Genomic DNA, 21,119 nt, shown 5'->3' on the forward strand with positions numbered 1-21,119 from the left:
CTGGCCCGCCGGGACGAGTCCCGACGGGCCAGTGGACGGGTCAGCTCAGAGGGCAGCTTCGTCGGTGTCCCCGGTGCGGACCCGGACGACGGTCTCGACCGGGCTGACCCAGACCTTCCCGTCGCCGATCCGGCCGGTCTGCGCCGTCTTGACGATGATGCCGACCACGTCCTCGGCGTCCGCGCTGTCGACGACGATCTCGATCCGGATCTTGGGCACGAGGGCGATGTCGTACTCGGCACCGCGGTAGACCTCGGTGTGGCCCTTCTGGCGGCCGTAGCCGCTGACCTCCGAGACGGTCATGCCGGTGACACCGAAGGTCTCCAGCGCCTCGCGGACGTCCTCCCACTTGTGGGGCTTGATGACTGCGGTCACGAGCTTCATGCGTTGGCTCCTTCGGTGCTCGAGGTGCTGGTGGTGCTCGCGGCCAGGATGCCGGTGCCGCCACCGCTGGTGCCGCTGTGCAGGTCGTAGGCGGACTCGCCGTGGGCGGCGAGGTCGATGCCGTTGACCTCGTCCTCCTCGTCGAGACGGAGCCCGATCGTGTACTTGATGGCCAGCGCGATGATCGCGGTCAGCACACCGGAGTAGGCGACGGCCACCAGGACACCGAGGGTCTGGTCACCCAGCGACCCCGCACCCCCACCGTAGAACAGGCCGTCGATGCCGCCGGCTCCGTCGGAGGTGGAGAAGAACCCGATGAGCACAGTGCCGATGATGCCGCCGACCAGGTGCACGCCGACCACGTCGAGCGAGTCGTCGTACCCGAGCTTGTACTTCAGGCTGACGGCCCAGGCGCAGACGCCGCCCGCGATGAGGCCGATGGCCACGGCGCCCTCGATGTCGACGGCACCGGCCGCCGGGGTGATGGCGACGAGGCCCGCCACGATGCCGGACGCGGCACCCAGCGAGGTGGCCTTGCCGTGCAGCAGCCGCTCGATGAGCAGCCAGCCGAGGATGGCGGCGAAGGTCGCCAGCGTGGTGTTGGCGAAGGTGCGACCGGTCTCGGAGTAGAACTGCGCGAGGAACGCGTCGGGGTCCTCGTCGAAGGTGGTGCCGAAGACGATGGAGCCGACGTTGAAGCCGTACCAGCCGAGCCACAGCATGCCCGCGCCGAGCATGGTCAGCGTCAGGTTGTGCGGACGCATCTGGTCCTTGGGCCAGCCGATGCGCTTGCCGAGCAGCAGCACGAGCACCAGGGCGGCGACACCGGCGTTGATGTGGACCGCCGTGCCGCCGGCGTAGTCCTGCGCGCCGATGCGGCCGCAGATGAGCGAGTCGTCGGTGCAGCTGAACACCATGTGCGCCATCGGGAAGTAGACGATGATCGCCCACAGGGGCAGGAAAACGACCCAGGCCGAGAACTTCAGCCGGTCGGCGACCGCACCGCTGATCAGCGCGGCGGTGATGATCGCGAAGGTCATCTGGAACATCACGTAGATGTAGTTGTCGGTGGTGACGCCGTCGAGCCAGAGCAGCTCGAACGGGTTGGCGAAGAAGGTCCCCTCACCGCCGAAGCCCATCGACCAGCCGACTGCGACGTACAGGATGCCGACGATCGCCGCCGCGATGAACGACATCATCATCATGTTGAGCACGGATTTGGATCGCGACATGCCGCCGTAGAACAGGGCCAGCGCGGGCACCGTCATCATCAGGACGAAGGCAGTCGCCACCAGCATGAAGGCGTAGTAGCCGTCCACAGAACCTCCAGGGAACGTTCGAGGGGGTGGTCCGCGTCGGCCTGACGACGGTGTCACGCAGCGGACCACCTGTTGGCCAGAACCCTGCTCGGGGGAGGTTTCCTCGTACGCCGCCTCGTGTTGCGGCGAGGCAACAGATCCGCCCGTCGTGTTACGTCCGTGTGAACGCGGGTGAGCGCGAGAGGGCGGGTCGCCGCCGTCTACACTGCGCCGCATGACCGGGAGCCCACGGGACGCTCCGGCTGCGCCCGCGCACCAGCCCGGCCGCACCGGAGTCGTGCTCGTCAACCACGACAGCGCGGACGACACCGTCGCCTGCGTCGAGTCGCTGGAGGCCTCGCGCGACCTCGACCTCGACATCGTCGTGGTCGACAACTCCGACTCCCCCGAGTCCGCCGACGAGCTGCGCACCCTCCTGGGTCGTCGCGCCGAGGTGATCAGCAGCGGCGGCAACCTCGGCTACGCGGGTGGCAGCAACGTCGGCATCGCCCGCTGCCTGGATCGCGGCAACGAGTACGTCTGGCTGCTGAACCCGGACACCCGGGTCGAGCCCGAGACCCTCCCCCGGCTGCTGCAGGTCTTCGACGACGTGCCCGACTGCGGCGTGGTCGGCCCCCGGATCGTGCACCCCGGCGAGCCCGCCACCATCTGGTTCGACGGCGGCGTGGTCGACGTGGACAAGCACGGCGAGACCCGGCACGTGCACCAGGGCCGGGCCGTCGACGACGCGCCCGCCCCGCGCCGGATCGAGGTCGACTACGTCACCGGGGCCTCGCTGCTGGCCCGCCGGACCACGCTCGAGACGGTGGGTCCGCTGCCGGAGGACTACTTCCTCTACTTCGAGGAGACCGACTGGTGCCGACGTGCCCACCGGGCCGGGTGGCGGGTGATGGTCGACCAGCGGGCCCGGATGGTGCACCACAAGCGGTCGAGCGGGGCCCTGCCCTCGCCCTACCATCTGTACTACATGACACGGAACCGCTACCTCTTCGTCGAGCGCGCCCTCGGTGGGGATCCCGAGGCGGCGCTGGCGCACCTGCGCGGCAAGTGGGTGCGCAACTGGCGCCGCACGGTGCGCAAGGCGGCGCCGGAGTGGCTCGGCGAGTTCGACGCCCTGGTGGAACGGGCGGCCCAGGACGCCCGCGCCGGTCGGGACGGACGCAACGACGAGGTCTCGCACGTGCCGTGGCCCGACGACCAGGGAGACGCTCGATGAGGGCCAGGGACGACACGACGGCGGTCATCGACAGCACGCTGGCCGGCGGGCCGCGCGTGCTGCACATCGGCGTGGAGCCCTCCACCGTGCCACGCCGCCTCGCCCAGGAGCACGACCGCGAGGTCGAGTGCCTGCGGTGGCCGCTCGACGCCGGCGCCGACGAGCAGTGGGGGCCCGAGGTCGACCTGGCCGAGCGCGCCGACGGGTGGGTCCAGCCGTTCCTGGTGGCACCCGTGGACGTCGTCGTGGTCGAGGGCGTCCTCGACGAGGGACCCTCCCCCGACGCCTTCCTGCGCACGCTGGGCTCCGGCGCCCTGGTCCCGGGAGGGTTGGTGGTCGTCTCGGGGGCGCGTGACCTGACGACGCCGCTGCAGTCCGCGGGCTTCACCCTCGAGAGCGAGGCGGCGACCGAGGACGGTCGCCACGTCACCGTGGCCCGCTTCCCCTCCTTCACCACCGCCCGCCCCCTGTCCCCCGAGGCCGACGAGGCGAGCGCGGCCGAGAACCGTCGCCTCGCCCACGAGCTCGAGCGCACCCGCGAGCTGCTGGGTCGCGAGCGCGCCACCATCGCCCGGGAGATGCAGCTGGGCAAGGACGAGCTGCTCGCCATGGACCGCCAGGTCGCCGAGCTCCAGGACCGTCTCCAGCGGCTGCGCCACAAGAACGTCCTGCTCCGGGCGCGGGTCGCCCAGGTGGCGCGCGAGCGCGACCTCGCCGAGGCCCGCGCCGCGGAGCTCGCGGACGAGCTCTTCCTGACCCACGACTCCCGCGCCGTCCGCACGGTGGCGTCGATGGTCGAGCGGGCGCGCCGCAGGCGGTCCCCGTGACGACGGTCGACGCCGACGAGCTGAGCGCCCTCGACCGCCGGCGCGCCGGCTACCGCCAACTGGTGGACGGCGAGCTCGCGTCCGGGGACGGTGACCGCTACACGTTCCTGGTGCGCTCGGTGGACCTGCGCAACCCCGGTGCCGACCTGGTCGCCGCCGCCGGCCTGGGACTCGCGCTCGTCGAGCGCGGGCACGGCGTACGCCTCGTCCCGCAGCACCGCTGGCACCTCGGTGGCTCGACCGACGTCTGGGTGGCGGCCACCCCCGAGGTGGACCCGTCGCTGGCGCCGGCCGACGCCTGGAAGGTCGCGTGGGCCCACGACAGCATCGACGAGTGGGCCACCCTGGACCACCTCGTGGCCTTCGACCGCGTCCTGTGCGGGTCCGAGATCGGCCGGGTGACGCTGCTGCGCCGGACGCCGCGGGCGACCGAGGTGCTGCGCACCGGGGTCGACGCGGAGCTGTTCGTCCCCGCCGCCGGTCCGCGCAAGGAGGTCGTCAGCATCGGCGTGCACGTCGACCGCGGACGCAGCATCCAGCCGCTGATCACCGACCTGGCGCTCGAGGTGCCGCTCGCGGTCCACGCCGAGCCGGCGCGCAACATGCGTGGCGGGCTCCTGGGCCGGCTCGAGGCGCCGGTCGCCTGGCTGCGTGCTCCCGAGGTGCTCGGCACCGCCCTGCTCAGCGTCAGCGAGATGCCGGAGTCGGCGGTGGGACACGGCACGCTGTCCGCACTGGTCTACGAGGGACTCGCCTCCGGCGCCCTGCCCGTGCTCAACTCCCGGCTCGGTGCGGTCGAGGTCGGCCTGGAGCTCCCGACGTACACCACGTCCGAGGAGCTCGGCGAGGTCATCACCGCGTTGACGGCGGACCCGGAGGGCACCGCCGCACGGGCCGCCGCGCTCCGCGAGGGCGTGCTCGACGCCCACACGTGGGACCACCGGGCCGCGCAGCTCGACGGCCTCGTGCGGGCGCGGCTGCGCTCCGAGCAGGTGCCGCCGCCGGCCAGGGCGCTGCACTACTTCCCCGACTACAACCGGGCCAACCCCTACCAGGGCATGCTCTTCGCCGGCCTCGACTCCGTCGACGCCTACCCCGTGGCGGTCACCGACGTGATCAGCCACCTCGAGAACCGCGCGGTCTCGGCGGTGCCCGGCACCATCAACATCCACTGGACCACGCCGATCCTCCAGTACGCCGCAGGCCCCTACCGCGCGGCGATCGAGCTCGACCGCTTCAGCGCGGCGCTCCACAAGTTCCGCGCCGCCGGTGGTCGCCTGGTCTGGACGCTGCACAACGTGCTGCCCCACGAGGCCAAGCACGTGTGGGCGGAGACCCAGCTCGCCCAGCTGCTCGCCGACCGGGCCGACACGATCCACGCGCTGGCCGAGATCACCGCCCGCCAGGCCTCCGAGGTGCTGCGCCTCGACCCCCGCAAGGTGGTCGTCATCGAGCACTCGAGCTACCTCGGCCGCTACCCGCAGTGGATCAGCCGCGAGGCCGCCCGCGCACAGCTCGGGTTCGGCCCCGACGACAAGGTGCTGGTCGCGCTCGGCGGCATCCGGCCCTACAAGGGGCTCGGACGGCTGCTCGACGTCTTCCACGAGCTCGCCGACGACGACCCCACGCTCCAGCTGCTGGTCGCCGGCAAGCCGGCGCAGACGCAGGAGACGGCCGGGCTCAAGCGACGCTGCGAGCAGTCTCCGCGAGTGATCTCGGAGTTCTCCCACGTGCCCGACGACCAGCTCCAGGTCTGGTTCGGCGCCGCCGACCTGGCCGTGCTGCCCTACTCCCGCATCCTCAACTCCGGGGTCTTCTGGCTGGCCCAGACCTTCGGGCTGCCGATCGTCGGCCCGCGCACCGGAGCCCTGCTCGACCTGGCCGACGAGCCGCACGTGCGCCTCTTCAACCCGCGCGACGACCGCTCGCTCAAGGAGACCCTGCGGGCCGCCGTCCACGACCTCGTCGAGGACGCGGACAACGCGGCGACGGCCCGCGCGGCCTCGCTCGCCACCGCCCGGTCCCGCCCGCCACAGCAGATGGCCGACGACTTCGCGACCTTCATCGAGCCGCTGCTCGGCAGCGAGCGGGCTCCCCGACGGGCGACGGGGTGACCGGGCCGTGATCGAACCCCCCATGAGCTCCGCGGCCCGGCACTCGGCACGCGACCTGGTCGCCTCCGGCCTGCTGGACCTCGACTGGATCGCCGCCCAGCTCGGCACCGAGCCCGGCTCCGCCGAGGACGCCGCCCGGGCGGTGATCAACACCCCCGACATCTCCCCGCACCCGCTCTTCGAGGCCACCTGGCTCCCCGGCAAGGGCGTCTGGCAGGCCGGCGAGCTGCCGCCGTCGCTCTGGTACGTCACCGAGGGGCCACGGCGCAACCGGCTGGCCCCGCACCCGCTCATCAACACCGAGCGGATCCACGAGGAGAACGCCGCCGCCCGCGACCACGAGTTCGGGCCGCTCGCCTGGTGGGCCGCGCACGCCACCCGCGACACCCCGCTCCCGGTGCGCCGCGGCTACCCGCACATCTCGTGGGGCGAGTTCCGTGACAACGCGCTGCGGGCCGCTCGCGAGTGGCAGGTGCTGTCCTACCTCGACGCCAACCCCGGCGCCCACCAGCACTCCCCCGAGACCACCGGCCCGGTGGTCACCGTCCTGATGAGCGCCCAGGACGTCGGGCCCCTGCTCGGGCCGACGATCGCCGCCCTGCAGGCCCAGACCCTCGACCAGTGGGAGCTGCTGGTCCTCGACCGCGGGTCGATCGACGCGACCGGGTCCATCGCCTCCGACATGGCCGCCCGGGACTCCCGCGTGCGAGTCATCATGGGCTCCCGCACGCAGCTGGGCCGGACCTTCAACCGCGGCCTCCAGCGGGCACGGGGCGAGTTCGTCGCCTTCCTCGAGCCGGGGCACCTGTGGCACCCCGAGTACCTCGCCCGCGGCGTGGGGGTGCTCCGGGCCGGCGACAGCTCGGCCGTGCACGCCTTCCCCGGGCGCGAGACCCGTCTTTCCGGCGAGCTGGTGACCACGTCCCAGTTCGACCTCGGGACGACGCTGCTGCGGCGCTCGGTGATCACCGGGCTCGGTGGCTTCGACGAGGGCGAGTCCGAGGAGGCGGTCGCCGACCTCGTACGCCGCCTGCGCTCTGGTGACCTGGAGTGGGCCAACCCCCTGGTGCTGCTGCGCGGGGTCACCGAGCAGGCCCCTGAGACGGTCAACTGGGAGGCCGCGCAGGCGACCGCCCGGGTCGTGGGCCAGACGAGCGTCGTGCTGCCCATGGGCGCCGGCAGCCGCGGCACCATCGACTGGCTGCTCGCCGGAGGTGCCGACGTCGACGTCGTCGTGGTGACCGCGCGCGACCGTCGCGGCCCCCACCTGCTCACCTCAGCGCTCGCCGGCCTGCTGCCGGGGGTCACGAGCGTCTCGGTCCCGGCCGGTACGTCCATCTCCTCCGCCATGAACATCGGCATCGCCCACAGCTCCGGCGACACGGTGGTGCTCGTCCGGCCCGAGGCCCAGCCCGCGCCCGGGATCATCGGTCCGCTGGCCGCCGCCGTGCACCACGAGGGCGTCGCCCTCGTCCAGCCGCTGGTCCTCGACCGCCGCGGGCTCGTCCTGTCGGCCGGGGCCGGCTTCCCCCGGGCCGACGACCGTCTCGGCCTGCTCTTCTCGGGTCACCCCACGTCCGATGCACGGCGTCTCGGGCGTACCGAGATCCCGGCGCCTGCGTCCCCCGTCGTCGCCCTCGAGGCGGGCCGGCTGACGGCCCTGCGCGGCCTGGACCCGCTCTTCGAGGACGTGCTCGCCGAGACCGATCTCGGGCTCCGCGCGCTCGCCACGGGCGCCGGCCACAGCCTGCTGGTGCCGGACGTGACCGTGACCTCGCGCACGGCGTACGCCGATCCGGCCGACCTCAAGGTCGCCATGTCGGCGCTGCGCTCGCGCCGCCACCAGATCCCCGAGGACCGCACCACCCGCCTCTGGCGCGCGGCCGGATTCGAGGTCACCGGGGTCAGGACCCAGCGGGTGTCGGCCGACCCGGACGACCCGGAGTCCGACTCGGTGCTCCTCCACCAGCACGTCGTGCGCCCGGTGCTCGGCATCGACGAGAGCCCGCCGCGACTGCGCTGGACCATCGACACGGCGGCCCCGGCCGGTCCCCGGGGCGAGCGCTGGGGTGACACGCACTTCGCCCGCTCCCTCGCCGCCGCGCTCGAGCGCTGTGGCCAGGACGTCTCGGTCGACTCCCGCGACGCCCGGCACCGCACCTCGCGCGAGCACGACGACGTCGTGCTGGTGCTGCGCGGTCTCGATCTGGTGGCACCCCACCCCGACGCCCTCAACATGGAGTGGATCATCAGCCACCCCGACCTGGTGACGGCCGAGGAGATCAAGGGCTTCGACCTCGTCTACGCGGCCAGCGTCAGCTGGCCCACCCAGGTCCGTCGCGACTGGGGCCTCCGGGTGAGTCCGCTGCTGCAGTGCACGGACCCGCGCTACTTCCACCCCGACCGGGGCGTTCCGGACACCGGTCCGGCAGTGCTGTTCGTGGGCAACTCCCGCGGGGTCTTCCGGCACGCCGTCCGCACCGCGCTGGCCGCCGAGGCCGACCTCACCGTGCACGGCGTCGACTGGGACGAGTACCTCGACCCGCAGATGGTGGCCTCCAGCGGTGTCCCCAACGACGAGGTCGGCGTGCTCTACGCCTCGGCCGGCGTGGTGCTCAACGACCACCACGCCGACATGCGGCGCGACTCGTTCCTGTCCAACCGGCTCTTCGACGCGGCCGCCTGCGGCGCCCGGATCGCGACCGACGAGGTGTCCGGGCTCGACGAGACCTTCGGGGCCCTGGTGCAGCCGTTCGCGGACGAGCACGACCTCGCCCGGCTGGTGCGACCGCCGTACACCGCGTTCCCGGACCACGAGACCCGCCGCGAGCTGGCCAGGCGCATCGTCGCCGAGCACACCTTCGACCAGCGCGCCGCGACGCTCGTCGAGGACGCCGTCACGGCGCTGCGCGCGCGCCAGCGCTGACCCCGGGCAGGCCCGGGCCTGCTGTCAGCCCAGGAGGGCGTCGACGAAGGCGGCGGCGTCGAAGGGGGCGAGGTCGTCGGCACCCTCGCCGAGCCCGACGAGCTTGACCGGGACGCCGAGCTCGCGCTGGACGGCGACGACGATGCCGCCCTTGGCCGAGCCGTCGAGCTTGGTGAGCACGATGCCCGTGACGTCGACGATCTCGCTGAAGACGCGGGCCTGGACCATGCCGTTCTGTCCGGTGGTGGCATCGAGGACGAGCAGCACCTCGGTGACCGGGGCCTGCTTCTCGATGACGCGCTTGACCTTGCCGAGCTCGTCCATGAGGCCGGCCTTGTTCTGGAGGCGACCGGCGGTGTCGACCAGCACGGTGTCGATGCCCTGCTCGACGCCCTGCTTGACGGCCTCGAAGGCCACGCTGGCGGGGTCGGACCCCTCGGGGCCACGGACGACCTCGACGCCCACCCGCTCGCCCCACGTGGCGAGCTGGTCGACGGCGGCCGCGCGGAACGTGTCGGCGGCACCCAGTGTCACGGTGCGGTCCTCAGCGACCAGGATGCGGGCGATCTTGCCAACCGTCGTGGTCTTGCCGGCGCCGTTGACGCCGACGACCAGGACGACGCCGGGCTTGCCGTCCTCGCCGCTGACCTGCAGGCGACGGTCCATGTCGGGGTCGACGAGGGCGATGAGCTCCTCGCGGAGCACCTCACGGGCGTCGCTGGCGGTGTTGCCCTCGACGCGCAGGCGGGTGCGCAGACGGTCGACGAGCTGTTGGGTCGGGGCCACCCCGATGTCGGCGGTGAGCAGGGTGTCCTCGATGGACTCCCAGGTGTCCTCGTCGAGCCGGTCCCGGCTGAGCAGGGCCAGGAGGCCGCGCCCCAGGGTCCCCTGCGAGCGCGAGAGGCGCTGTCGCAGCCGGACGAGCCGGCTGGCGGTGCTCTCCGGCTGGTCGAGGACCGGCGCCTCGGGAGCTGCCTCCGGCGGCGCGGCGGTCTCGACGTCCGCCCCGGCCGGCGGGGCCTCGGTCGGCGGCGCGGTGGGCGCCTCGGTCGGCGGCGCGATGACGTCGGTGCCTCCGGCCGGAGGCACGCCCTTGCGTCGGCGACCCGACGTGACGAGCCCGACGAGCGTGAGCACGCCGACGACGGCGATGCCGATGATCAGATACAGCCAGTCACCCATGGGGCAATCCAACCAGACGGTGCGGATGCGCTCAGGCGCGGATGTCCTCGAACTCGCCGATGGTGGGCAGGGCGTCGACGCCCTTGCGCATCGCGTCACCCAGCTGCGGCACGACCGGCACGTCCTCGCCGCGGTGCGGGTAGGCGACGTACACGACGACGGCAGCGGCTGCGACGAGCACGAAGACCATCACCAGGGTGATCACGAGCATGGATTTCATCTCCCGAGTACGGCGGACCTGACCTCCAGCGTGGCACAGCCGGCAGGAGATCCCCATTCCGGATGGATCCTCCACGTGTCGCACCGTGACCACCGTCACCGGAGGTCAGGCACGCAGCAGGGGTTCCACCGCGGCGCGGATGGCGTCCGGCATGGGTACGACGGGCCGGTTGCCGGCGCCGTGCTCGTTGTCGACGTACACGTGCACGAAGCGCCCCTCGGCGGCCGCCTCGTCGGAGTCCCCCTGGAAGAGGCCGATCCGGTAGACGATGGAGGACGTCCCCACCTTGTCGACGACGAGCCCCATCTCGATGGGCTCCGGGAAGCCGATCTCGCGGAAGTAGCGGCACGACGTCTCGGCCACCACGCCGATCTGCGGCAGGTGGCGCACGTTGGTGCCGGTCGCCTCGAAGAGGTGCGCGTTGACGGCGGTGTCGAAGAGCTCGTAGTACGTCGCGTTGTTGAGGTGGCCGTAGGCGTCGTCGTCGCGCCAGCGGGTGGTCACGGTGCGCCAGGCGACGTAGTCGGCTCGGGTCGGCAGGGGGGCTCGCTCGCTCACGGCGGCCACCCTAGGTCGTGACTGCCCGGCGGTCGGCACCGAGTGTGCGCAGGTGCACCGCTCGGCTGCCCGTGGAGGTGCCCTCACGCACGCTCAGGCGCTGGCGGCGCGCTCCAGGCGCTGGGAGATGACCGCCGACACCCCGTCGCCGCGCATGGTCACGCCGTACAGCGCGTCCCCGACCTCCATGGTGCGCTTCTGGTGGGTGATGACGAGCAGCTGGGAGTTCTCCCGGAGCTCCTCGTAGATCTGGAGCAGCCGACCGAGGTTGGTGTCGTCCAGCGCCGCCTCCACCTCGTCGAGGATGTAGAACGGCGAGGGCCGCGCCTTGAAGAGCGCGACCAGGAAGGCCACGGCCACGAGCGACCGCTCACCTCCGGAGAGCAACGAGAGCCGCTTGACCTTCTTGCCCGGCGGTCGCGCCTCGACCTCGACGCCGGTCGAGAGCATGTCGGAGGGGTCGGTGAGCACCAGTCGCCCCTCACCACCCGGGAACAGCCGCTCGAAGGTCGCGTCGAAGGCCTTGGACACGTCGGCGTACGCCTCGGTGAAGACCTGCTCGACCCGCTGGTCGACCTCGCGCACGATGTCGAGGAGGTCCTTGCGGGTCCGGCGCAGGTCCTCCAGCTGCTCGGTGAGGAACTTGTGCCGCTCCTCCATCGCGGTGAACTCCTCGAGCGCGAGCGGGTTGACCCGGCCGAGCATCGCCAGCTGCCGCTCGGCGGACTTGAGGCGCTTCTGCTGCTCCTCGCGCACGAACGGCACCGGCTCGGGCGCCTCCTCGCCCTCGGCGACCTCACCGCTGAAGGGCACGAGGTTGTCCGGCCCGTAGTCGGACACCAGGCCGTCGACGTCCATGCCCAGCTCGTCGAGCGCGCGCTCCTCGAGCTGCTCGATCCGCATCCGCTGCTGGGTGCGGGCCATCTCGTCGCGGTGGACCGAGTTGACCAGCTCGTCGTGCTCGCGCCCCAGGTCGCGCAGCGTGGCGCGGGCGGCGAGCAGCTGCTGCTCGCGCTCCTGCCGGGACTGCTCGACCTCGGCGCGCTTGTCGGCGGCAAGCATCACCGAGCGCTCGAGCGCGTGCAGCACGACACCCACGGCGGTCCCGACGGCCTCGGCCGCCCGTCCTTCGCGGATGAGGCGCTGGCGGCGCTCGGCGGCGCGGGCGCGGGAGTCGCGCTCGGCCTGAGCGGCGCGCAGCAGCGAGTCGGCGCGACCGTGCAGGGCACGGGCCCGCTCCTCGGCAGTGCGCAGGGCGAGTCGGGCGTCCATCTCGCCCTGGCGTGCGGTGCGGGCGGCCTCGACGAGGCGCTCGCGCTCGCTGGCGTCCGGCTCCTCGTCCGGGGCGTCCTCGGCCGTGGCCAGTCGGGTCTCCAGCTCGCCGAGCCCGGCCAGGTCCTTGTCGCGGGCCTCGATGGCGGAGGCGATGGCGCGCTCGAGACGGTCGGCCTCGCCGCGGGCGGACCGGGCCGTCGAGCCGTACTGGCCGAGCTCCTCCGCCACCGCGGCCAGCGTCGCGTCCGACTCGTGCAGCTTGGCCAGGGCGACGTCCGCCCGCTTGAGCGCGTCGTGGCGCTCGGCCTCGAGCCCGGAGATGACGAACCCGAGCCGCTCGGTGCGGGCCGTGGCCTCCCCCAGCGCCAGCGTCGCCTCGTCGACGGCCGCCTGGATCTCGAGCAGGCTCGGCTGGCTCGACGAGCCGCCCGCCGCGTAGTGGGCCCCCATCAGGTCGCCGTCGAGCGTGACGGCGGTGACGTCCGGCAGGTCCGTGACGAGGGCGCGTGCGGCGTCGAGGTCGTCGACCACGACGACCTTGTGCAGCAGCCGCGCGAGCGCGCCGGAGAGCTCGTCCGGGGCCTCGACCACGTCGAGGGCGTACGTCGCGCCGGCCGGGAGCCCGGGCCAGTCGCGGGTCTGCGCGGGGGCACCCCCCAGGAGCAGTCCGGCGCGGCCCAGGTCGTCGGCCTTGAGGTGGGTGATGGCGTCGACGGCGGCGTCGGCGCCGGTGACCACCACCGCGTCGGCGGCCGAGCCGAGCGCCGCGGCCACGGCGGCCTCGTGGCCCGCACGCACCGACAGCACCGCGGCCACCGAGCCGAGGAGCCCGGAGACCCGGTCGGTCGCCGCCAGCAGCGCGCCCGCACCGTCCTTGCGGTTGAGGCCGATCTCGAGTGCGTCGCGCCGGGCGACGAGCCCGGCCCGGTCGCGATCGGCCTGCTGGGCCTCGTCGCGGGCCGTGGCGAGCCGCTCGTCGATGTCGTCGAGGGCCGCCACCGCGGCCTCGTGCTCGGCGTCGAGTCCCTCCTCACCGGCGTCGAGCCCGGCGACCTTGGTCTCGAGCGCGGTGAAGTCACGCTGGGCGCGGTCGGCGCGCGCGACCGCCTCCTCCCGTGCCGCCTGCAGGCGGCCGATCTCCTCGTCGGCCGCCGCCGACCGCGACCGGAGGGCGTTGACCTGGCCGTGCAGGCGGGCGAGGCCCTCACGACGGTCGGCCGCGGCACGCTGGAGTCCGGCGATGCGGCGGTCCTCCTCGGCTGCCGCGTCCTCGGCCGTACGACGCGTGGTCACCGCGGCCTCGAGCGCCGCACGCTGCTCCTCCACCTCCGCCCCGATCTCGGCCTCCTGCTCGCGGACCCGTGTGGCCTGTGCCTCGAGCTGGTCGGGGTCGCGCCCGGAGTCGACCGAGTCGTCGGCCGCACCGGCCGCGTTGCGCATCCGCTCGCCGGCCAGGGACTGGGTGCCGCGCAGCCGCTCCTTGAGCCCGGACAGGGCGAACCACGTCTCCTGGGCTGCGGAGAGGGCGGGCAGGTCCTCGCGCAGGGCGGCCTCGAGCTGTGCCTCGCGCTCGCGGCCGCGTGCCAGCTCGGCCTCGACCTGCTCGCGTCGCTCGACCAGCACCGTCTCGTCGGCCATCTCCTGCTCGAGCGCAGTGCGGGCCGTGACGAGGTCGTCGGCGATCAGGCGGGCGCGGGCGTCGCGCACGTCGGCCTGCACGGTGGCGGCCTTGCGCGCGACCTCGGCTTGGCGTCCGAGCGGCTTGAGCTGGCGGCGGATCTCGCTGAGCAGGTCGTTGAGGCGGGTCAGGTTGCCGTCGGTGGAGTCGAGCTTGCGGAGCGCCTTCTCCTTGCGCTTGCGGTGCTTGAGGACCCCGGCGGCCTCCTCGATGAATCCGCGCCGGTCCTCCGGGGTCGCATGCAGGATGGTGTCGAGCTGGCCCTGCCCGACGATGACGTGCATCTCGCGCCCGATGCCGGAGTCGCTCAACAGCTCCTGGACGTCGAGCAGGCGGCACGAGCTGCCGTTGATGGCGTACTCCGAGCCGCCGTTGCGGAACATCGTGCGGCTGATCGTGACCTCGGAGTAGTCGATCGGCAGCGCCCCGTCGGAGTTGTCGATGGTCAGCTGCACCTCGGCCCGGCCGAGCGGGGGCCGACCGGAGGTGCCCGCGAAGATGACGTCCTCCATCTTCCCGCCGCGCAGCGACTTGGCACCCTGCTCGCCCATGACCCACGCCAGCGCGTCCACGACGTTGGACTTGCCCGAGCCGTTGGGCCCGACGATGCAGGTGATGCCGGGCTCGAGCTGCAGCGTCGTGGAGGACGCAAAGGACTTGAAGCCCTTGAGCGTCAGGCTCTTGAGGTACAACGTGCTCCCCTGGCTGTCGGCGTCGGCGCGGTCGGGTGGTGGTGCGATCGCGGCATCCTCTCAGACACCGGGGGAAGCGACGGTCCCTCACAGTACGCGTCGTACGACGCCGCCACGGGGACCTCGACCCCCGGCGCCCCCACCTGTCACAGTGAGTGGATGACCGAGCCCATCGCGGGAGACCGCAAGGCCGGCATCGTCGGCGTCTTCGACCGTGCCGCCTCGACGTACGACCAGGTGGGCGTGACGTTCTTCGGGACCGTCGCGCGCTCCCTCGTCGACCGCACCGCGCCGCGCCACGGGGAGCGCGTCCTCGACCTCGGTTGTGGACGCGGGTCGAGCGCCCTGCTGGCCGCCCGCGCCGTGGGCCCCAGCGGGCGGGTGCTCGCCACCGACCTGGCGCCCCAGATGGTCGGCGGCCTCCGCACCCGCGCCTCCGACCTGCCGTGGCTGAAGGTCGAGCTCGGGGACGCGGAGCACCCGCCGCCCGGACCGTGGCACGTCATCCAGGCGAGCCTGGTGCTGTTCTTCCTGCCGGACCTCGACGCGGCGCTGGACCGCTACCGCGCCGCCCTCGCCCCGCGGGGACGGCTCGGCTTCACGTGGTTCGGCGCGGCCGACGAGTCCTGGGCCCCGGTGTACGACGCCATCGTGGGTGCCCTGCCCGAGGAGGACCGGCCACCGCGCGACGTCACGTCGTCCGGACCCTTCGAGTCCGTCGCCGCGCTCGAGGGCCACCTGGCAGAGCACGGGTTCGGTGACGTCGTCACGACCGACGTCCGCCTCGAGGTCGACTTCGTCGACGCCGAGCAGTGGTGGGCGTGGACGTGGTCGCAGGGCCAGCGTGCGCTGCTCGAGGCCCACGAACGCCACGGCACCCTCGACGCCCTCCACGAGGTCGTGGACCCGATGCTGCACGAGAGGGCCGCGGCCGATGGCGGGCTGACCTGGTGGACCGACGTGCGGTGCACGGTGGCCCGCTCCTGAGGGACGGACCACCGGGCCGGACGGAGAGAGCTCAGAGGGCGAGCCTGACATGGCGGCGCTTGCCGACCGTGATGTCGATCCGGTGCGTTCCGACCTTGCCCCGGCCGACGAGCCTCAAGCCGCCGCCGCGAACCCTGGCCTTGTCGACGACCTTCCCCCCGTCGAGGAGACGGACCACGCTGCCGGCCTTGGCCGTGGTCAGGCACTTCACGGTCCACCGCCCTTTCCCTGCCACCTTGCAGGCTGAGATCGTGGCCGTCGGCACCGCGGCCGCGCTGCCGGCGAACCCGGACGTGGGCTCCAGCACCACCCGCAGCAGGTCGAGCCGGACCTTCGGCTTCCACTTCAGGGTGAACTTGCCGGAGCCGTCCACCGTGTCCTGGCCGACGGTCGACCACGCGGCACCCTCGTCGGCCCGGGCCTGCAGCAACACCCGGGAGCCCGCCAGCGCGAGGGTGGGCGTGAATCCGGGAACAGGGCGACCGACCCGTCCTGTGACCGTGGACGGGAGCGCGTCACGCGAGGGCTTGGGCCGGGTCACCTTGACCACCGTGGCGGCCAGTGCCCCGGGGCCGGCGGTCACGGTTCCCGGCGCGGGTCCCGCCGTGGCCGACCCCACGGTGAAGGTCCGCTGGGCCGTCTGGGTGACCCCGGAGGTGAGCACGGCCCGGGCGGTGGCGGTGTAGGTGCCGGCGCCGAGGGTGAAGCGGGCCCTCCAGCCGCCGACGGCATCCACGGTTGCGGCCACGGCCACGCTGCCGATGGAGACGGTCACGCCGTTGAGCGAATCGGGCTGCGACCCGGTCAGGCCGGCGGCCAACGCCGCGGGCTGGGGCGCGAGCCGGCAGCTCTCGCCGGTGGCCGCGGCCATCTTGTGGAGGCTGCTGGTGGTGGCGCACGTGGCCTCGCTACCGATGCCGAAGGTGCGCATCTTGACGCCGGATGCCGTGAGCTCGGCGAGGCGGGCATCGTCGATCGCGGCCTGGCCGTCTGAGAGGAACATGATCCACTTCGGCCCGGCGGGTGCAGCACGCAGCGCGGCCAGGGAGACGGAGACTGCGCTGTTGAAGGCGGTCCCGGCCCCGCTGCCACCGAGAGTGCGGGGGTCGTAGAGGTTGATCCCGTCGCGGACGACGCTGCTGGCCACGGTGTCGATACGCGGCCGCGCGTCCCCTCCGGTGAAGCCCGGCGGCAGGAAGGTGGCGGAGCCGACCGGGTCGAGGTCGGCTGCGGCGGCCTGGTTGGCGAACCCGACCAGGCCCACCTGCAGTCCCGACGTCGTGGCGAGGCTCCGGTTGAGGGACTGGACCCCGGCGATCTCGCAGTCGAGGATGTCCCCGCGGCTCCCGTCCCCGTTGATGTCGTCCTCCGGCCCGACGATCCCGTTGCCCGAGCAGTCGACGTCCGTGATCAACGATGTCGAGCGGGTGGTGTCGACCACGTACAGGACGGTCGTCACCTCGCCCGGGTCCACTCCCACCGTGCCGGTGAGGTCGACGGCGCCGGCACGCGGGGACGGCGGTGCGTCGATGGTCACGGACGCGGCCGCGGGACTCGCGAGGAGCAGCACCGCCAGCGGGGCAGCCATCACCCCCATCGCCGTGACCGCTGCAGTGGTGCGACGACGACGCGTTGACTTCCCGTGCTGCTCCATGCGCAGACTCTGCGCCCCGAGGGCACGGTCGCCCGGCAGGTGCGCAGCGACCTCATCAACAATGGGTAGTTCCCGGCGCGCCGCGGATTCCCGTGCTTCTCCTGGCCCGTGCGGACTAGTTCTTTACCTTTCGCACCGTCGCGAGGGGCTCAGGCCTCGAGGATCGCGCCCGGGTTGAGGATGCCGGCCGGGTCGAGCGCGTCCTTGACCCGCCTGGTCAGCGCCATCACGTCGTCGCCGAGCTGGGCGGGCAGCGCCGACCTCTTGGTGCGGCCCACGCCGTGCTCGCCGGTGATGGTGCCGCCGAGGCCGATGGCGGCGTGCATGATCTCGTCGAAGGCGGCCAGCGCCCGGAGCCGGGCCTCCTCGTCGCCCCGTGGCACCACGATGAGCGGGTGGGTGTTGCCGTCCCCCGCGTGCGCGACGACCGGGATGAGCAGGTCGTGGCGGGCGGCGACCGCCGCCACGGCGTCGACCAGCTCGGGCAGCCGCGGCACCGGCACCCCGACGTCCTCCAGCATCAGCTCGCCGAGCGGCTCGACGGCGGGCACCACCAGCCGTCGCGCCTGCACGAACAGCTCGCCCTCGTCGGCGTCCTCGGTCACGAAGACGTCGGTGGATCCCGCCGCCTCACAGGCGGCGCGCATCGCCTCGACCTCGACGCCGCACGCCGTGCCGGGCGCGTCGCTCTGGGCGACGAGCAGGGCGCCGGCGTCCGTGTCGAGGCCCATCGGCCGGAACGCCTCGACGGCCCGGATCGAGGGCTGGTCCATCAGCTCGAGCATCGAGGGCCGCAGGCGACGACGGATCGCGACGACCGCCTCCGCGGCGGCGCTCATGGTGGGGAAGGCGGCCACCATGGTCGCGCCCACCGCCTGCTCCGGCTCGAGCCTGAGGATCGCCCGGGTCACGACCCCCAGGGTGCCCTCGCTGCCGACGAAGAGCTGGAGCAACGACAACCCCGCCACGTCCTTGATCCGCGGTCCGCCGAGGGTCACCAGCGTGCCGTCCGCGAGCACCACGTCGAGCCCGAGCACGTAGTCGGAGGTCACGCCGTACTTCACGCAGCACAGGCCGCCGGCGTTGGTGGCGATGTTGCCGCCGATGGAGCAGATCTCGTACGACGAGGGGTCCGGCGGGTACCACAACCCGTGCCGGGCGGCGGCCGCCTTCACGTCCTTGTTGAGCGCACCCGGCCCGACGACCACGACCTGGCAGGCGGTGTCCACCTGGACGTCCGTCATCCGCTCGAGGCTCAGCACGATGCCTCCGTCGACGGCGCTGGCACCACCCGACAGGCCCGTGCCCGTCCCCCGCGGCACCACCGGGACCCCGTGCTCGGCGGCCCAGCGCACGGCCGTCTGCACCTGGGCGGCGTCCTCGGCCCGGACGACGGCGAGCGGAGTGCCCACGTGCGGGTCCTGGGACCGGTCCCAGCGGTACTTCTCGGTGCGGGCGGCGTCGGTCACGACGACGTCATCGGGGAGGGCGGCGACCAGCGCCGGGAGCGCGTCGGCGGGCCGTGTGGTGGGTGTCGTGGTGGGAGCGGAGGACATGGCCTCATGCAACCACGACCGCCACCGGCGGGCTCAGCCCGCCGCGAGCGTCGCCTCCTCGTCGGCGTGCGCGATGTGGGCCAGCTGGCGCCACACGAGGACCAGGGTCAGCCCCGACCCCACGAAGGCGAACCACCACGGCGCGGTGACGCCCCACTGGTGGGCGATGAGTCCACCCAGCAGCGAGCCGACCAGCATGCCGCCCATCACGCACAGCATGTAGACGGAGCCGACGCGCCCCTGGAACTCCGTGGGCACCGCCCGCTGCCGCACCGTCTGCGACAGCGTCCCCCAGATGAACGCATAGGCGCCGAAGAAGAACATCAGCGGGTACGCCGCCCACGGCGACGTCGTCAGGGCCATGGCGAGGTGGAAGGCCACCTCGCACGCCAGCACCGTCCGCATCAAGGTGGCGAGCGGCACCCGCTTCTCGACCCGCCCGTACGCCGCAGTCCCCAGCAGCCCGCCGAGCGCCGACGCGGTGATGAGCAGCCCGAAGCCCGCCTCGTCCATGCCCACCCGCTCCAGCGACCACAGGACCAGCACCGACCACGGCGCGGCCCAGGTGACGTTGAAGGCCACGATCACCAGCGCGAGGGTCCGCACCGGCTTGTTGCCGCCCAGCCAGCGCACGCCCTCGGCGATGTCCTGGCGGACGTGGGTCTCGACGTGGTCGCGCACGGGGCCGCGCGGCGTACCGATGCGGGACACGAGCACGACGCCGAGCGCGACGCACACGGCCTGGATGATGAACGGGAGCGCCATACCGGCTGCGAAGATCACTGCGCCGACGGCCGGCCCGATGAGCTGGTTGGTCGTGAGGAAGCCGAACTGGATCCGGGCGTTGGCGATCCCCAGGTCGGACTTGTCGACGAGCATCGGCAGCAGCGTGCCGGTCGTCGTGTCGGCGAAGACCTCGGCCACCCCGACGAGGAACATCGCGCCCATGACCAGCCAGATGTTGACCTGCCCGGAGAGGATCACGGCGCAGAGCCCGACCAGCACGACGGCGCGGGCACCGTCCATCGCCATCACCAGGACCCGCCGGTCGAGGCGGTCGGCCATCGCTCCCCCGACGAGCCCGAAGAGCAGCCAGGGCAGCTGGAGGGCCACCGCGGTGGCGGCGACGAGCACCGGGTTGCGGGTCTGCGACGCGACGAGCAGCGGTCCGGCGGCCATCATCAGGCCGTCGCCGAGGTTGGTGGTCCACGAGGACGCCACCAGCCAGCGGAACGGGGTGCCGAGGCGCGGCGGGAAGACCGTCTCGACGACGCGACTGGCTGGGCTCACAAGAGCAGGAGCCTAGCGCCGCACCGGGAGGCGGCCCTACGGGTTTGCCGCGTCAGGCCGGGAGCATCTCCGGGTCGAGGACGTCCGCCGTCCGCGCGCCCTGGAGGCGTGCTTCGAGCTGGTCGTTCTCGGCCTGCAGCCGGAGGACCAGCGTCTCCAGCTCGGTGACACGTTGCCGGAGCCGACGGTTGTCGGTGGCGAGACGGGCAGAGGTGCGCGGGTCGCCGGCCAGGTGGCCGATCAACGCCTTGGCCATGGAACAGCCCTTTCGGTGGGGGCGCCCGGAAGCGGGCCGTCTACAAGAGTCCCACCGTGGCGGCGGGTGGTCAACGGGCACCGGCGCGTCGCGTCGTGCCACCCGGGGAGCGGCGGGGCGGGCGCTGGCAGGTCGGGCAGAAGTAGGACGAACGGTTCATGAAGGCCACCCTCCGGATCGGGGTGCCGCAGCGCTCGCACGCCTCACCCTCACGGCCGTAGGCGTGCAGGGACCGGTCGAAGTAGCCGGACTCGCCGTTGACGTTGACGTAGAGCGCGTCGAAGGACGTGCCCCCCTGCGCCAGCGCGTCGGTCATCACGTCGCGCGCGTGCCCGACGATCTCGCGCACCTGGGCGGCGGTGAGGCGGTCGCCGGGACGCTCGCCGTGCACCGACGCGCGCCAGAGGGCCTCGTCGGCGTAGATGTTGCCGACCCCGGACACCAGCGACTGGTCGAGCAGCTGGCGCTTGATCGCGCTGGCGCGGCGGCGGACGCGACGCACGAAGTCGGCCTCGTCGAAGTCCGGGTCGAGCGGGTCCCGGCCGATGTGGGTGATCTCGGTCGGCAGCTCCGCTCCCCCGTCGGAGACGAGCAGGCCGCCGAACATCCGCTGGTCGACGAAGCGCATCTCCAGCGGGCCCTCGGCGGTGGCGAGGGTGAACCGCACGCGCAGGTGGCGCTCGTCCGGCGCACCCGGGTGGTGCAGCAGCATCTGGCCGCTCATGCCGAGGTGCCCGAGGAGTGCGTCCCCGGGGAGCTCGGGCGCGTCGGCGTCGAGGGCCAGCCAGAAGTACTTGCCGCGGCGCCGGACCGCCTCGATGCGGCGTCCGACCAGGGCGGCGACGAAGCCGTCGGATCCCCGCGGGTCGCGCCGCAGCGGGCGGGGGTGGAGCACCTCGACCGCAGCGATGCGGGCGCCGGTCACGTGGCGCTGGAGGCCGGCGCGGACGACCTCGACCTCGGGCAGCTCAGGCACGGGACGGCG

16 protein-coding genes are annotated in these 21,119 nt (G+C 73.0%); 5 read left to right on the top strand and 11 right to left on the bottom strand.

Annotation, left to right across the window (positions count from 1 at the left end; all coding sequences use genetic code 11):
• Positions 1-45: 45 nt before the first annotated feature.
• Together ASG88_RS01495 and ASG88_RS01500 are read right to left on the bottom strand one after the other, a co-directional pair.
• Positions 46-384, bottom strand: a complete 339-nt coding sequence (locus ASG88_RS01495; RefSeq protein ID WP_056885625.1) for a P-II family nitrogen regulator — start codon at positions 382-384, stop codon at positions 46-48.
• The gene (locus tag ASG88_RS01500) at positions 381-1,703 is read right to left on the bottom strand and encodes an ammonium transporter (RefSeq protein WP_056885626.1); all 1,323 of its coding nucleotides are present in this window, start codon (positions 1,701-1,703) and stop codon (positions 381-383) included. The genes ASG88_RS01495 and ASG88_RS01500 overlap by 4 nt, the downstream gene beginning before the upstream one ends.
• A 214-nt stretch (positions 1,704-1,917) precedes the next feature.
• Here ASG88_RS01500 and ASG88_RS01505 point away from each other — a divergent pair, with 214 nt between their 5' ends.
• From ASG88_RS01505 to ASG88_RS01520, 4 genes are read left to right on the top strand one after another with little or no spacing between them, the layout of a single operon-like run.
• Positions 1,918-2,919 (top strand): glycosyltransferase family 2 protein, encoded by a 1,002-nt coding sequence (locus ASG88_RS01505; protein WP_082599779.1) that lies wholly within the window; start codon positions 1,918-1,920, stop codon positions 2,917-2,919.
• The gene (locus ASG88_RS01510; protein ID WP_056885628.1) at positions 2,916-3,746 is read left to right on the top strand and encodes a hypothetical protein; all 831 of its coding nucleotides are present in this window, start codon (positions 2,916-2,918) and stop codon (positions 3,744-3,746) included. Before ASG88_RS01505 ends, ASG88_RS01510 begins: the two co-directional genes overlap by 4 nt.
• On the top strand, positions 3,743-5,860 hold the full coding sequence (locus tag ASG88_RS01515; protein ID WP_056885629.1) for a glycosyltransferase family protein: 2,118 nt from the start codon (positions 3,743-3,745) through the stop codon (positions 5,858-5,860). Before ASG88_RS01510 ends, ASG88_RS01515 begins: the two co-directional genes overlap by 4 nt.
• Positions 5,861-5,882: 22 nt before the next feature.
• Positions 5,883-8,786: a glycosyltransferase gene (locus ASG88_RS01520; protein WP_056885630.1), complete on the top strand. Its 2,904-nt coding sequence runs from the start codon at positions 5,883-5,885 to the stop codon at positions 8,784-8,786.
• Between the two features lie 24 nt (positions 8,787-8,810).
• Here ASG88_RS01520 and ftsY read toward each other — a convergent pair whose 3' ends face one another.
• The 4 genes from ftsY to smc all read right to left on the bottom strand — a co-directional run bounded on the left by ftsY (position 8,811) and on the right by smc (position 14,391).
• Entirely contained in the window at positions 8,811-9,968 is a 1,158-nt protein-coding gene (gene ftsY / locus ASG88_RS01525; protein ID WP_056885631.1) for a signal recognition particle-docking protein FtsY, read from the bottom strand.
• 31 nt (positions 9,969-9,999) lie between these two features.
• Positions 10,000-10,188 (bottom strand): hypothetical protein, encoded by a 189-nt coding sequence (locus tag ASG88_RS01530; RefSeq protein ID WP_235534676.1) that lies wholly within the window; start codon positions 10,186-10,188, stop codon positions 10,000-10,002.
• A gap of 105 nt (positions 10,189-10,293) precedes the next feature.
• Positions 10,294-10,746 carry an acyl-CoA thioesterase gene (locus ASG88_RS01535; protein WP_056886016.1) on the bottom strand — a complete coding sequence of 151 codons (453 nt, stop codon included), beginning with the start codon at positions 10,744-10,746 and terminating at the stop codon, positions 10,294-10,296.
• A 93-nt stretch (positions 10,747-10,839) separates the two neighbouring features.
• Positions 10,840-14,391 carry a chromosome segregation protein SMC gene (gene smc, locus ASG88_RS01540; RefSeq protein ID WP_056885633.1) on the bottom strand — a complete coding sequence of 1,184 codons (3,552 nt, stop codon included), beginning with the start codon at positions 14,389-14,391 and terminating at the stop codon, positions 10,840-10,842.
• A 159-nt stretch (positions 14,392-14,550) separates the two neighbouring features.
• On the opposite strand from smc, the gene ASG88_RS01545 reads away from it, so the two are divergent.
• Positions 14,551-15,378, top strand: a complete 828-nt coding sequence (locus ASG88_RS01545) for a class I SAM-dependent methyltransferase (protein ID WP_056885634.1) — start codon at positions 14,551-14,553, stop codon at positions 15,376-15,378.
• A 31-nt stretch (positions 15,379-15,409) separates the two neighbouring features.
• Here the strand turns inward: ASG88_RS01545 and ASG88_RS01550 are convergent, their stop codons facing one another.
• The 5 genes from ASG88_RS01550 to mutM form a co-directional block, all read right to left on the bottom strand.
• Positions 15,410-17,032, bottom strand: coding sequence for a hypothetical protein (locus ASG88_RS01550; protein ID WP_157559505.1), 1,623 nt, complete (start codon positions 17,030-17,032; stop codon positions 15,410-15,412).
• Positions 17,033-17,181: 149 nt separating this feature from the next.
• The gene (locus tag ASG88_RS01555) at positions 17,182-18,588 is read right to left on the bottom strand and encodes an FAD-binding oxidoreductase (RefSeq protein WP_056885636.1); all 1,407 of its coding nucleotides are present in this window, start codon (positions 18,586-18,588) and stop codon (positions 17,182-17,184) included.
• 33 nt (positions 18,589-18,621) lie between these two features.
• Positions 18,622-19,878: an MFS transporter gene (locus tag ASG88_RS01560; RefSeq protein WP_056885637.1), complete on the bottom strand. Its 1,257-nt coding sequence runs from the start codon at positions 19,876-19,878 to the stop codon at positions 18,622-18,624.
• Positions 19,879-19,930: 52 nt separating this feature from the next.
• A complete protein-coding gene (locus ASG88_RS01565; protein ID WP_056885638.1) occupies positions 19,931-20,134 on the bottom strand; it encodes a hypothetical protein in 204 nt (67 codons plus the stop codon).
• A gap of 70 nt (positions 20,135-20,204) precedes the next feature.
• Positions 20,205-21,110 (bottom strand): bifunctional DNA-formamidopyrimidine glycosylase/DNA-(apurinic or apyrimidinic site) lyase, encoded by a 906-nt coding sequence (mutM, locus tag ASG88_RS01570; RefSeq protein WP_056885639.1) that lies wholly within the window; start codon positions 21,108-21,110, stop codon positions 20,205-20,207.
• Between the last annotated feature and the right edge of the window lie 9 nt (positions 21,111-21,119).

The organism is Nocardioides sp. Soil777, assembly GCF_001428425.1.
Taxonomy (GTDB): domain Bacteria; phylum Actinomycetota; class Actinomycetes; order Propionibacteriales; family Nocardioidaceae; genus Nocardioides; species Nocardioides terrigena.

Bases quoted from the DNA above. Each gene is read 5' to 3' on its own strand.
- ASG88_RS01495 (WP_056885625.1), bottom strand. From the start codon at position 384: ATGAAGCTCGTGACCGCAGTCATCAAGCCCCACAAGTGGGAGGACGTC.
- ASG88_RS01505 (WP_082599779.1), top strand. From the start codon at position 1,918: ATGACCGGGAGCCCACGGGACGCTCCGGCTGCGCCCGCGCACCAGCCC.
- ASG88_RS01510 (WP_056885628.1), top strand. From the start codon at position 2,916: ATGAGGGCCAGGGACGACACGACGGCGGTCATCGACAGCACGCTGGCC.
- ASG88_RS01520 (WP_056885630.1), top strand. From the start codon at position 5,883: ATGAGCTCCGCGGCCCGGCACTCGGCACGCGACCTGGTCGCCTCCGGC.
- ftsY (WP_056885631.1), bottom strand. From the start codon at position 9,968: ATGGGTGACTGGCTGTATCTGATCATCGGCATCGCCGTCGTCGGCGTG.
- ASG88_RS01530 (WP_235534676.1), bottom strand. From the start codon at position 10,188: ATGAAATCCATGCTCGTGATCACCCTGGTGATGGTCTTCGTGCTCGTC.
- ASG88_RS01545 (WP_056885634.1), top strand. From the start codon at position 14,551: ATGACCGAGCCCATCGCGGGAGACCGCAAGGCCGGCATCGTCGGCGTC.
- ASG88_RS01550 (WP_157559505.1), bottom strand. From the start codon at position 17,032: ATGGAGCAGCACGGGAAGTCAACGCGTCGTCGTCGCACCACTGCAGCG.
- ASG88_RS01555 (WP_056885636.1), bottom strand. From the start codon at position 18,588: ATGTCCTCCGCTCCCACCACGACACCCACCACACGGCCCGCCGACGCG.
- ASG88_RS01565 (WP_056885638.1), bottom strand. From the start codon at position 20,134: ATGGCCAAGGCGTTGATCGGCCACCTGGCCGGCGACCCGCGCACCTCT.